Consider the following 13,701-nt stretch of genomic DNA (forward strand, 5'->3'; position numbering starts at 1 on the left):
GGATAGTTCTTCAAGGAAACCAAATATAAGAATATGGGTTTTTCCTCCTTATAAAGTGATTCCCAAATTTTTCATAATCCTATAGGGTATAAGAAAATTGAATGAAAAATAATGTAAATTCATAGTATGATAAAGATCACATATCCACCCAGCATTCTACAATATATACCTTTCTTTTTTGTAATCTGGTCTGATGACCTATTGACCGTTTCGGAAATTGCAGTCGTAAAAAAGATAATAGAAGACGACCAACACCTTTCCGAAAAAGATAGGGAAACCCTAAACAACTGGCTTAATACAGCTAAGCCTCCAAAGTCGGAGGAAATAAAATCCTGGCAGCGTACCATTTCCAATTCGGGTATAAAATTGGTAGAGGGTGACAACCACCCCTTGACTTCCTTTAGCAAGAAATTGATATCTCAAAATGGGTCAGCCCATTTGTTCAACGAAGATTTGTCCGCTATTGAAATAAACCTAGGAATACAACCAAATCATTACCATCATTTGTTCGAAGTGGAAGTTATACAGGAAAAATCCTCCAACTATTACAACCCAAAGGAAATAGATCAATTATTTAAGGGCGATTTCGGACATGAAATAGTTGAATTTAGTGAGACCTTAAGAAATCCCATTTTCACATGGGAGATTATTAAGAACAAAGACATTTTTAGAGAGAAAGTATTATCCCAAGTACAATGTTTGGCCGAAGAAGGCTATGGTGCATTTGCCTATCCAGAGGCGTATGGAGGAACAAACAATATGATGTTGTACGCCAACATTTTTGAAAACCTAATGTATGTTGACGGAAGCCTTACCGTAAAGTTCGGGGTCCAATTTGGACTTTTTGGAGGAAGTATAGAAAAGTTGGGCACAAAAAAACACCATGATCGATATTTAATGGATATTGGAAAAGCCAACTTACTTGGATGTTTTGCCATGACGGAGACAGGTCATGGATCTAATGTAAGAGGTGTAAAAACAACAGCCACTTATAATTTGGAGGAGGATAACATCACCATTCATACTCCGGGCAAGAATGACAATAAGGAATATATTGGCAATGCATTACACGGAACAATGGCCACAGTGTTCGCCCAATTGATCGTTGGAGGCAAAAACCATGGAGTCCATGCTATTGTAGTGCCAATAAGGGATGAGGAACATGGTTTAATGCCAGGTGTACGTATTGAGGATAACGGCTATAAACTAGGTCTCAATGGTGTAGACAATGGCAAAATTTGGTTTGACCAGGTAAAGGTACCCCGTGAAAACCTTTTAAATAAATATGGTGACATTAAACAGGACGGTACTTATTATTCCGAAATCAAAAATCCGAACAAGCGCTTTTTTACCATGCTGGGCACCTTGGTAGGGGGCCGAATTTGTGTGGCCAAAGGCGCATTGAGCGGTGCAAAAATGGCCCTAGCCATTGCGGTAAAATATGCCCTCCACCGACGGCAATTCAACGACAATCTGAAGGTCCAAGAGGATTTGATTATGGACTACCCATCACACCAACTTCGACTTACACCGGCTATAGCCAAATCTTATGTATATCAGGTAACCTTAGATTCATTAATGAAAATCTATAGTGATGAATCTATAACTGATAAACGAAAAATAGAAACCCAAGTCGCCGGATTAAAAGCAATTATAACCTGGTTCGCAAACGAAACCATTCAAGAATGTAGGGAAGCCTGTGGTGGTAAGGGGTACCTGCTAGAAAATAGAATAGCAGATTTAAAAGCAGATGTGGACATATTTACCACGTTTGAAGGTGATAATACGGTGCTTTTACAATTGGCGGCCAAGGGAATCATGTCCGATTTTAATTCAGAACTCAATAGCTCCGGATTTGCTGGCGTATTAAAACTATTGGGCACACAAATTAGTGATAAATTGGTTACTATTAATCCGATGTACGCCAACAAAGTGGATAAAGAGCATCTTTACAATCCAAAATTCCATAAACATGCCTTTGACTATAGAACTAGAAGGTTAACCTATTCTGTAGCCATGAGAATCAGGGATTACATCAAAAAAGGGGTGCCGTCCTATCAGGCATTCCTAAAAGTACAAACACATTTATTAGCATTGGGGAAGGCCTATAGCAGTGAATTGGCCTATAACACATTTATAAAGTTTACCGAAACCATAGACAACAAAAAGAACAAAGAACTCTTTCTCAAATTGGGTTGTCTCTTTGCATTAACCGAAATTCGGGAAGATGCCTCTTGGTTTCTGGAACAGGGCTATTTGGGAGGAACCAAATCCAAGGCCATACGCCAACGAGTGGAACGGTTAAGTACCGAATTTAGACCACATATAGAGGTTTTGGTTGATGGTTTTGGGATTCCGGATAATTGTTTAACAGCCCCAATAAGTCGTTAATTCTTTCGCCTGTAAAGCTCGGAGGTATCCAGAAATTCTTGCAGATTAATTTTGCCCTCACCAAAAACATAGGTCTTGGCCGATCCTTTGGAATTAAGATCAACAGCGGTCTTAGCCAAAACTTCGGCCGAGGTGCCACCTTCCAAAGTTGCCTGAACCGTATTGGCTTCCAATCTTTTGGCTTTAAGGTCTGAATTATCCAATATATGCACTTGAAAAACATCGGTAAATCCTTCCAAATCGGCCTTTGAATTTCGTTGCATATACAAAACAGTGCTTTCCATAACCCCAAACAGTCTTAAATCCGATTTCTCAGCCATACGAATATTTAAGGTATCTGTGTCTACCTTAAAATTACCCTTACTATTATCGTTCATTGTAATCTCCATTGCATCGGCATCAACATCAATTTCAACCCTTCCAGAACCTGTTCCATTAACCTCCAAAAACTCGGTAGAAAATCGGTTCTTAACCACGATATTCCCCTCCTTGGCAGTAATACGGTACAATTGACTAAAATTCACTGTAATATTGAGCCTTCTCTTGGAGGTTATTTTATAGTAGGAACTAATAATAAGTGTTTCATTCTCTACCCTAAACTTTAATACATCAATTAGATTATCGTCAGCTTCAATTATATATTCCTCTGTAGAAGCGGCTTGTAAGTTGATATCAAGATCATCATTTAACTCTATGGCCGTAAATGGAGGTAGGGCCTCCCTTACTTCTATAACATTCTTATTGCCCTTGATTTTGGGTTTCCGCTGGGAGTAGACTACACAGCTTACCGTTAACATAAAAAATAATAATATATGTTTCACTATAAATGATTTAAAATAAATAATCAATACTTAAAAAAACCCGTTTCAAGAACCTAAGACATTAAAACAATAAAAAACTTAATGACCCCATATGGTGCTTAAAGCCCATTATTTCAAATATCTAAATGGAAGGTACAAAAAAAGTCCATCTTAAAGACGGACTTTTTTATTTTGTTACTTTCAATTCATTAATGCTGCATTTCCTCCTCACCCTCAAATAATGGTAAGGTTTGAGGAACAAAATCCTGTCCCGGAATAATATATTCGCCGTTATCATCGATTTTACTATAATCATAAGGCCAACGGTGTACTTCTGGAATTGCTCCAGGCCAGTTGCCATGAATATGTTCTACCGGCGTAGTCCATTCCAAGCTAGTAGATTTCCATGGGTTCTGAACAGCTTTACTTCCGTAGAAAATACTTCTAATAAAATTGAAGGCAAATACCAACTGTGCTCCAGCGGTAATAAGCGCAAATACAGTCATTAACACTTGAATATCGGTCAGGTCATCGAACATTGGAAATGCAGTGTTCTCATAATACCTACGTGGTACCCCAGCCATTCCTACAAAATGCATTGGGAAGAAAACTCCGTATGAACCAACAGCCGTTATCCAAAAGTGTACATACCCTAAGTTCTTACTCATCATTTTACCGAACATTTTAGGGAACCAATGATAAACACCGGCAAACAATCCGTAAAGTGCAGATATACCCATCACCAAGTGGAAGTGGGCAATAACAAAATAAGTATCATGAACATTAATATCCAAGGTACTATCCCCAAGAATAATTCCAGTTAATCCCCCAGAAATAAAGGTTGAAACCATACCTATGGAAAACAACATCCCAGGATTCAACTGAAGATTACCTTTCCATAAGGTAGTAATCCAGTTAAACGCCTTTACAGCTGATGGAATAGCAATCAATAAGGTTGTAAAGGTAAACACGGAACCTAAGAAAGGATTCATACCTGAAATAAACATATGGTGACCCCAAACAATAGTAGACAAGAATGCAATTGCCAATATAGAAGCAATCATTGCCCTATACCCAAAAATCGGCTTGCGCGAATTGACGGCCATAATTTCGGATACCATTCCCATTGCCGGCAAGATTACGATATATACCTCTGGGTGACCCAAAAACCAGAACAAATGTTCGTACAATACCGGTGATCCACCTTGATAATGCAACACCTCTCCTTGAATAAAAATATCGGACAAGAAGAAAGAAGTACCAAAACTTCTATCCATAATCAACAGTAATGCCGCAGACAATAAGACAGGGAAAGAAATAACACCTATAATTGCGGTTACAAAAAATGCCCAAATAGTTAAAGGCAGTCTAGTCATGGACATTCCCTTGGTCCTAAGATTAATTACGGTAACAATATAGTTTAATGAACCCAATAAGGAAGATGCTATAAATATTGCCATAGCTACCAACCATAGGGTCATACCCATACCTGATCCTGGTTGTGCCATTGGAAGTGCACTAAGTGGAGGATATACAGTCCATCCCGCAGCGGCAGGTCCTGCTTCTAAGAAAAGGGAAGCAAGCATAATAACACTGGACAAGAAGAACAACCAGTATGAAACCATGTTCAAAAATCCAGATGCCATATCCCTTGCTCCTATTTGAAGCGGAATTAACAAGTTACTAAAGGTACCGCTCAATCCTGCTGTTAAAACAAAGAATACCATGATAGTACCATGTATGGTTACCAATGCCAAATAAACATCAGCATCCATTACACCTCCTGGTGCCCATTTACCTAATATGAATTCAAAAATTGCAAAAGATTCTCCTGGCCATGCCAGTTGCATCCTGAACAATAAGGACATCATAATACCAATGAATCCCATTATAAGACCAGTAATTAAATACTGCTTTGAAATCATCTTATGATCTTGACTAAAAATATACTTCGTCACAAAGGTTTCCTTGTGATGATGTCCGTGATCATCTGAATGGTCTTCTACGTGTGCGTGAGCTGTTACAGACATAGTTGTATTTTTAAATATTTTTATTATTATTTTTAAAGACTAAATTATTGTGCTGAAGCCATGGATTTACCAAAAGTCTGCTGACTTGCTATCCATGCATTGTATTCCTCTTCCGTTTCAACAATAATTTTCATTTGCATATTGTAATGGGACTTTCCACATATCTTATTGCACAACAAGATATAGTCGAACTCCCAAGGATCGGTATTCTCAATTCCCCGAGATGCCTTTTCAGCCCTAATTCCGTTAATTCGTTTTACTTTATCCACAACATCCGGATTCTGTCTCATCTCCTCAGTAGTAATTGTAGGAGTAAAAGAGAACTGTGTAATCATCCCAGGCACACAATTCATCTGCGCTCTAAAATGTGGCATGTATGCAGAATGCAGTACGTCTTGCGAACGCATTTTAAAATTAACTTTTCTACCCACCGGTAAATGCAATTCCTTAACTATAATATCATCGGCTGCATTTGGATCTGAACTGTCCAAACCTAGAATATTGGCCTTATCAATATCGATCATTCTAACATTGGCATCACCCAAAACATTATCATTTCCTGCATATCTGGCGGTCCAGTTAAACTGTTGGGCATATAATTCAACAGTTAGAGGATCGTCCTCATCATTGATATCCATAATATTGGTCCAGGCATACAAGCCCCACAATATTAAACCTGCCAATACAATAACAGGGATAATGGTCCAGATAAACTCCAAACGATCATTATCGGCATAGAACAACGCCTTTTTTTCCTTGTCACCCCTGTATTTAAACGCAAAATAATGCAATAAAAACTGGGTTAAAGTCTGTACAATAAAAATGATTACAAATGAAGTAACCATCAAAGAATCATACCCTCCACCATGCTCGGAAGCAGCTTCCGGCAAAAGTACTTTAGTATACTTCCAAAAGCTAAAAATGGTAATTCCATATAGGAAAATCAAGAAAGCGAACATCAAATACCCATTGTATTTATTATCTGTTTCACTTGCTACTTGGGAATTGCTAGTTCTAATTTGTGACAATTCGAATATCTTGGTCATTTGCCAGATAGCAATTGCCACTAATACTAAAACAACTATGGTCAAAAATGGAGTCATCGTATGATTTGAAATTATACTTATATACTAAATACTAATAATGAAAATGCTTACTCTCTTCTATAAACGGATTTCGTTTTGGCTGCAATGGCGCTTTAGTCAAAGCCCTGAATACAAAAAATATGAAAAATCCGGTAAAGAACAAAATAGATCCAATTTCTGGTATACCTATATACCATTGGTCGCCAACAGTGGATGGCATTATAGCGTTAAAAATATCCATGTAATGTCCAGCCAAAATTACGATTCCAGTCATTACCACGAACCAATTAGTCCTCTTAAAATCGCTATTCATAAGCAAAAGAACAGGGAACAAAAAGTTCATTGCAACCATTCCAAAAAATGGCAAATTAAAATCCGCTATTCTGGTAACGTAATAAGTCACCTCTTCTGGAATATTGGAATACCAAATCAACATAAATTGAGAGAACCATAAATAGGTCCAGAAAATACTTATACCGAACATGAACTTGGCCAAATCATGAATATGACTATCATTAACATCCGGCAAATAACCTCTAGCTTTTAAATAAATGGTCACCAAGGCTATTACGGTGATACCAGATACAAACATACTGGCAAAAATATACCACCCAAACAGAGTACTGAACCAGTGTGGGTCTACACTCATAATCCAATCCCATGACATCATGGATTCAGTTATCAAATAGAAAACCAAAAAGCCAGCGGATATCCTAAAATTCAATTTAAAATTGGAATCATCATTGGACTCATCTTGAGCCAAGGACAATTTACGGGAATACTCCCTATATAAGATCCACCCACCCAAGAAAACGGCAGCCCTGATCAAAAAGAATGTACCATTAAGAAATCCGGCTTTACCTTGCAAAAGGGCATCATGTGCAACCACCTCTGGATCCATCCAAACGAACAAATGGTTCATATGGGCAACCGACAAGGCCAATATTGCAAATACAACTATACCACCTGGCACCAAATAGGCCGTAATTCCTTCCATTACCCTAAAAAGCAATGGCGACCAGCCAGCCTGCGCAGCCCGCTGAATAGCATAAAAGGCCAAAACACCCAAGGCAATCATAAAGAAGAAAAAGGCCGCAACATATAATGCCGCCCAAGGCTTGTTTTGCAACTGGTGCAACAAATGTTCATCATGCGATGCATCAAGGGCATCACCATGTTCCATTTCTGAACCATGACCCTCCGCAACTGCATGAGCATCCCCATGTCCGTCACCGTGTCCGGCAACTATGGCCTTCGCCTCTTCTACAGTACTTGGCGCAGCCATAAAACCGATACCAATTCCCAAAACGCCCACAGCCATTAAAATGAAGGAAGCAATTTTTAATCTATTTGAAAAAGTATACATATTGCTAATATCTAGGTCTTATTTTGTTAAATCTTGTTTCAATTTCATCACGTATTCAGAAACCTTCCAACGCTCTTCGGTATCCAATTGCCCTGCATAGGACCCCATGGAGTTTAATCCATAGTAAATGGCATGGTAAGTAGTTCCAACAGTTACGTTTCTAGCTACATCTGCATAACTGGGCACACCCAATATTTTTTCCCTTTTTACCAAGTTACCTTGTCCGTCTCCCTTATCACCGTGACAAATGGCACAATAAATAGTATAGAGCTCCTTGCCTACAGCTAGATTTGCCTCTTGCTTTAAGGAATCCAATGGACTCGGATTTACCCTTGCCAATTCTTTTCCTTCAATAGTATTCTCAATTCCGTAAGGTATCCATCCCCTAGCTACCGTATTTTCGGCTGGAAGCCCAGCTTCCATCCCATCAGGAAGAAAATCAACTTTCTGGTAGGCCTCATAACCTACGGACTCGTACATATTGGGCATGTATTGATAGTTTCTGCTATTTGTGTTTGCACAAGAAGCAACTAATAATACCAAACCAAATAAGACTCCTATTTTGCTAAAACTGTTCATAATATCTATGACTACTTTTCTGTAATATTAATTTCGACTGCTCCCGTATCCATCAACAAATCCCTTAATTCCTGTTCGTTATCATGAATTTCAATTTCCATTAGGAAATGGTCATCCGTGGTTCTAACATCTGGATTTTCAGCTTCTTTAAATGGCCACAATCTACTTCTTAAATAAAACGTGATTACCATTAAATGCGCCGCAAAAAATACAGTTAACTCAAACATGATCGGCACAAAAGCTGGCATGTTCTCCAAATAACTGAAACTTGGCTTACCACCAATATCCTGTGGCCAGTCCTCGATCATGATATAATTCATCATAACAATTGCCACGGTAAGACCAACACAACCATACATAAAAGAAGTTATGGCAATCCTAGTTGGAGCAAGCCCCATTGCCTTGTCCAATCCATGTACTGGGAAAGGACAATAAACCTCCTCTATATGATGCTTTGCTGCTTTTACCTTTTTAACAGCATGCATTAGCACATCGTCATCATTATAAAATGCATGTATAACTTTCGACGCCATAATTATTTCTTATTATTTAAAATCTTTGCTTGTCCTGCCCAATCATCTCTTTGTGCCCTTCCCGGGAACGTTTCTGTAATAGAATCCAAGAGGTCATACTCCTTACTGGTCATACGACCCACCTGTGCGAATGTATATATCCCTATTTGATTCAAGGTAGCTTCCATTTGAGGGCCTATACCTTTTATTTTTTTCAGATCATCAGCCTTCTGCTTGGTAGGATCAAAAGTTCCTATGGTGCCCAACAGTTCAGAAACCCCAACTTTATCACCTTTTGCCGGAACAACCTCTCCCATAATAACGTCATCTGTAATAGGCTCTTTTTCCTTAACTACAGGCTTAATTGTGGAAATTTGGTACAAAGGCTTACCTGTATCCCTTAATTTCTTATACCTCTCACCGGAAGATTTCAAAATTGACTTCACCTCTGCCTGAGCAATTACCGGGAAAGTTCTAGCGTATAATAAAAACAACACGAAGAAGAATCCAATGGTTCCAATGAAAATCCCTATATCCACAAAAGTTGGAGAGAACATTGTCCATGAAGACGGAAGGTAATCACGGTGCAATGAAGTTACAATAATTACAAACCTTTCAAACCACATACCAATGTTTACCACGATAGAGATAAAGAAAGAAAACATAATACTAGTCCTTAGCCTTTTAAACCACATAAACTGAGGCGAGAAAACATTACAGGTCATCATTGCCCAATAAGCCCACCAGTAAGGTCCGGTAGCCCTATTCAAAAAGGCATACTGCTCATATTCAACACCTGAATACCAAGCCATGAACAACTCCGTAATATAGGCACAACCTACAATGGAACCTGTCAACATAATAACTATGTTCATCAGTTCTATATGCTGCACAGTAATATATGATTCCAAATGACACACCTTCCTCATGATGATCAACAAGGTGTTAACCATAGCAAATCCAGAGAAAATAGCTCCAGCAACAAAGTAGGGAGGAAATATCGTTGTATGCCATCCCGGTATTACCGATGTAGCAAAGTCAAAGGATACAATGGTATGTACAGAAAGTACCAACGGTGTAGCCAATCCGGCCAAGACCAATGAAACTTCCTCAAAACGCTGCCAATCCTTGGCACGGCCTGTCCATCCAAAACTTATAAGACTGTATATTTTTTTCTGAAAAGGTCTAACTGCCCTATCACGAATCATGGCAAAATCCGGCAACAATCCAGTCCACCAGAAAACAAGGGATACTGAAAGGTAAGTAGATATTGCAAATACATCCCAAAGCAAAGGCGAATTAAAGTTTACCCACAGAGATCCAAATTGGTTTGGAATAGGTAATACCCAATAAGCCAACCAAGGACGACCCATGTGAATTATCGGAAACAATCCCGCTTGTATAACCGAGAAAATGGTCATCGCCTCAGCAGAACGGTTAATAGCCATTCTCCATTTCTGCCTAAACAGCAATAATACCGCTGAGATCAAAGTTCCAGCGTGACCGATACCTACCCACCAAACGAAGTTGGTAATATCCCAGGCCCAGCCCACTGTTTTATTTAATCCCCATGTACCGATACCTGTTGATACCGTGTAAATTATACATCCAACACCCCATAGGAATGCCGCTAATGCAATGGAAAATACAATCCACCAATGCTTATTGGCTTTCCCTTCAACCGGAGCTGCAATGTCCACGGTTACATCGTGGTATCCTTTATCTCCAAGAACTAAGGGTTTTCGTATAGGTGCTTCGTAATGCGACGCCATAATTTAATATATAGTTACGTTCCTCTAATTTGATTAAGCTTCGTTTGTATTTCTCACTTTTACGTGATAAAAAACATTTGGTTTGGTCCCAACATGCTCCAACAAGTGATACATGCGGTTACTTTCCTTTAATTTCACAATTTCACTTCCTGCATCATTAACGTCTCCAAACTTCATAGCACCATTACCACATGCAGCGGAACAAGCTGTTTGAAACTCTCCATCCTTAACCACACGACCATCGCGTTTGGCATCAAGAATTGTTTTTTGGGTCTTTTGCATACACATAGAACATTTCTCCATAACACCCCTAGACCTAACGGTTACATCAGGATTGATGACCATTTTCCCTAAGTCGTTGTTCATATGATAGTCAAACTCATCGTTTTCATTGTAAAGGAACCAGTTAAACCTCCTTACCTTATAAGGACAGTTATTTGCACAGTACCTAGTACCTACACATCTGTTATAAGCCATATGGTTTTGACCCTGACGACCGTGCGAGGTTGCCGCTACCGGACAAACAGTCTCACATGGCGCATGATTACAATGCTGACACATTACAGGCTGGAATGCCACCTGTGGATTGGTAGATGGATCTTCCATCTCACCAAAACCACCCAAGGACCCCTTATCCCCGAACAAGCCTTCAAATTCCTCCTTTTTGGTATCATCTTGTGCAAAAGTCTCTTCGGAAGAATAATACCTATCTATACGCAACCAGTGCATATCCCTAGATTTCCTCACTTCTTCCTTCCCTACTACCGGCACATTGTTTTCCGCATGACACGCTATAACACAAGCACCACAACCTGTACATGCATTCAAATCTATGGACAAATTAAAATGATGGCCAATAGAACGGTCAAAACTATCCCACAAATCCACTGATGTAGCAGGTACTTCTTGATGATCCAAGGATACCACAGGAACAACGTTCCAATCTTTAGCATCCTTAGTATTAAATATCTCTAAGGTAGTTTCTTTAATAATATCGCCCCTACCCATTAAAGTCTTATGCAATTGAACACATGCAAATTCATGCATTCCAGAAGATTTCTCTATGGTCACAGCCTGGGTACTGGAGAAGTTACTATACAAGGTATAAGCATTTACACCTGTTTGCATCTCACTCTTCATACCAACTGTTTTGCCGTACCCAAAGGAAAGTCCCAAAGAGCCTGGAGCTTGTCCTGGCTGAACAATAACCGGTACGCTATCCAAAGCAACACCGTCTACAGTAAGTTTTACATAGCTACCATTTAAACCGCCATCAGCAACATTTTCATTGACCAAGCCTAATTTCTCAGCATCAGCTTTAGAAACGGTAACGTAGTTATCCCAAGAAACCCTTGTAATTGGATCCGGAAACTCTTGCAACCAAGGATTACTTGCCTGCTGTCCGTCTCCCATACCAACTTTGGAATACAAAGTTAATTCCATACCATCTGCCGTAGCTCCGGACAGACTTCCTATAGCCGAAGCCAAAGGAACCGCAGTAGGTGCTTCCACCGCCTCCCCAACAACAGGGGCCACAGCTTTCACAGCCTCTTCCTCCGCCATTGGAACCGACGCAAAAATACCATCGTGCAATGCCTGATTCCAGTCACTACCAGCCAATATTCCAGTATTCCAAGTTTCTTTTATATAATCGTAATAAGTCTTATCACTATCCATCCATTGCAAAATAGCGCCCTGGATCTGTCTTGTATCAAACAATTCTTTTATAGTAGGCTGCATTAAGCTATAATGCCCCTTCTTTAATTGGGCATCGCCCCAAGATTCCAAATAGTGATTTGACGCTCCAACATACTGAACCAATTCCGTTGTTTCATTTCTGTTGGCAGAGAATGCCACTGTTAAATCTACATTCTTGATTCCTTCAGCAAAATCAGCAGCATTTGGAAGCGAGTATGCAGGGTTGACACCATCCATCAACAAAGCACCAACCTTACCAGATTTCATGTCGGCCAATAATGCATTTACAGCCTTAACACTACCTTGTCTAACATACTTGGGAGCAGTAGCGTCAAAAGCCCTACTTCCCAACATTTCATTAATGGCCAAAACTACCGCCTGGGCATTAACATCATCTATACCCGTCACAACAACGGCATTTGATTTATTCTTTAGCACCTGACCAGCAACAACATCCAATGCAGCCTTTGCACTTTCCGGCAGATTACCACCACCTGAAGTACCATTAAGCTTACTGTAAAAATAAGCCAAGGCTACTTTTTGTTCAGAAGGCGTCAAAGGAACTCTTTTATCCGCATTGGCTCCAGTCAAGGACATATTGGCCTCAAACTGCACATGCTTGGACATTTTTCCATTTTTAGGAACCCTGCCCTTGGAATACCCTCCATCATATCCACCACCTTGCCAATCCCCTAAGAAATCAGCCCCAAAGGAAACAATGATGTCTGCATTCTCAAAATTATAATCGGCCAACGCCCTTTCGCCATACTTGGCCTCAAAAGCAGAAAGCGCCGCATCTTGGGAAATAGCATCATAGGTAACGTGATCCACGTTTCCATAAGACTCCTTAAATTCAGCTATCAATCTGGAAGTGGACGGACTTGCGTAAGTCTGCGTTAAGATTGCAATCTTTTTGGTTGAATTTTTTAATGACCCTAATTTAGATTTTACCGCGGCATCCAGATCGCTCCAGGCAATAGGCTCACCATTAAATGTAGGCCCTTGCAAACGTGTACTATCATACAGTGACAAAACCGAAGCCTGTACACGAGCATTTGCATTCCCTCCGATTTTTGCGTCGGTATTATTTTCAATCTTAATAGGTCTTCCTTCGCGTGTTCTTACCAAAATACTGGCAAAATCAAAACCATTCGCAATGGTAGTGGCATAAAAATTGGCCACGCCAGGAATTATATTGTCCGGTTTCACCACATAAGGAATTGACTTTATTACCGGACCCTCGCATGCTGCTAATGAAGCCGCAGCCGTACTAAATCCTACGTACTTAAGAAAATCCCTTCTGTTGGTCGAAGATGCCGCCAATGTTTCTTTATCACCCAAGAAATCATCTACAGGAATCTCTTGAACAAATTCATTTTGTCTTAGCGTCTCAACAATGGAATCGTTGGGGTTTAATTCCGCCTCGCTTTTCCAGTATTTTTTGTTTGATGACATATGATATATCTGA

The 13,701-nt window shown here is 39.7% G+C and carries 9 protein-coding genes; 1 reads left to right on the forward strand and 8 read right to left on the reverse strand.

The annotated features are described in order from the left end of the window. Positions 1-126 precede the first annotated feature (126 nt). A complete protein-coding gene (locus tag MWU78_RS10080) occupies positions 127-2,391 on the forward strand; it encodes an acyl-CoA dehydrogenase (protein ID WP_246997523.1) in 2,265 nt (754 codons plus the stop codon). On the opposite strand, the gene MWU78_RS10085 is transcribed toward MWU78_RS10080, so the two are convergent. From MWU78_RS10085 to MWU78_RS10120, 8 genes are all read right to left on the reverse strand, one after another. Then, the gene (locus MWU78_RS10085) at positions 2,388-3,212 is read right to left on the reverse strand and encodes a DUF2807 domain-containing protein (protein WP_246997525.1); all 825 of its coding nucleotides are present in this window, start codon (positions 3,210-3,212) and stop codon (positions 2,388-2,390) included. The genes MWU78_RS10080 and MWU78_RS10085 overlap by 4 nt on opposite strands. Before the next feature lie 188 nt (positions 3,213-3,400). Continuing rightward, positions 3,401-5,221 carry a cbb3-type cytochrome c oxidase subunit I gene (locus MWU78_RS10090; RefSeq protein WP_246997528.1) on the reverse strand — a complete coding sequence of 607 codons (1,821 nt, stop codon included), beginning with the start codon at positions 5,219-5,221 and terminating at the stop codon, positions 3,401-3,403. Positions 5,222-5,265: 44 nt separating this feature from the next. Next, on the reverse strand, positions 5,266-6,324 hold the full coding sequence (locus MWU78_RS10095) for a cytochrome c oxidase subunit II (protein ID WP_246997529.1): 1,059 nt from the start codon (positions 6,322-6,324) through the stop codon (positions 5,266-5,268). Positions 6,325-6,358: 34 nt separating this feature from the next. Further along, complete coding sequence (locus MWU78_RS10100; RefSeq protein WP_246997532.1) at positions 6,359-7,672, reverse strand: quinol:cytochrome C oxidoreductase; 1,314 nt, start codon at positions 7,670-7,672, stop codon at positions 6,359-6,361. An 18-nt stretch (positions 7,673-7,690) separates the two neighbouring features. Next, positions 7,691-8,251 (reverse strand): cytochrome c, encoded by a 561-nt coding sequence (locus tag MWU78_RS10105; RefSeq protein ID WP_246997533.1) that lies wholly within the window; start codon positions 8,249-8,251, stop codon positions 7,691-7,693. 11 nt (positions 8,252-8,262) lie between these two features. Next, the gene (locus tag MWU78_RS10110; protein WP_187581894.1) at positions 8,263-8,784 is read right to left on the reverse strand and encodes a DUF3341 domain-containing protein; all 522 of its coding nucleotides are present in this window, start codon (positions 8,782-8,784) and stop codon (positions 8,263-8,265) included. A gap of 2 nt (positions 8,785-8,786) precedes the next feature. Beyond that, the gene (nrfD, locus tag MWU78_RS10115) at positions 8,787-10,535 is read right to left on the reverse strand and encodes an NrfD/PsrC family molybdoenzyme membrane anchor subunit (protein WP_246997535.1); all 1,749 of its coding nucleotides are present in this window, start codon (positions 10,533-10,535) and stop codon (positions 8,787-8,789) included. 33 nt (positions 10,536-10,568) lie between these two features. Beyond that, positions 10,569-13,688, reverse strand: a complete 3,120-nt coding sequence (locus tag MWU78_RS10120) for a TAT-variant-translocated molybdopterin oxidoreductase (protein ID WP_246997537.1) — start codon at positions 13,686-13,688, stop codon at positions 10,569-10,571. Positions 13,689-13,701 lie beyond the last annotated feature (13 nt).

It is taken from the genome of Arenibacter sp. F26102 (genome assembly GCF_023015865.1).
Lineage (GTDB): Bacteria > Bacteroidota > Bacteroidia > Flavobacteriales > Flavobacteriaceae > Arenibacter.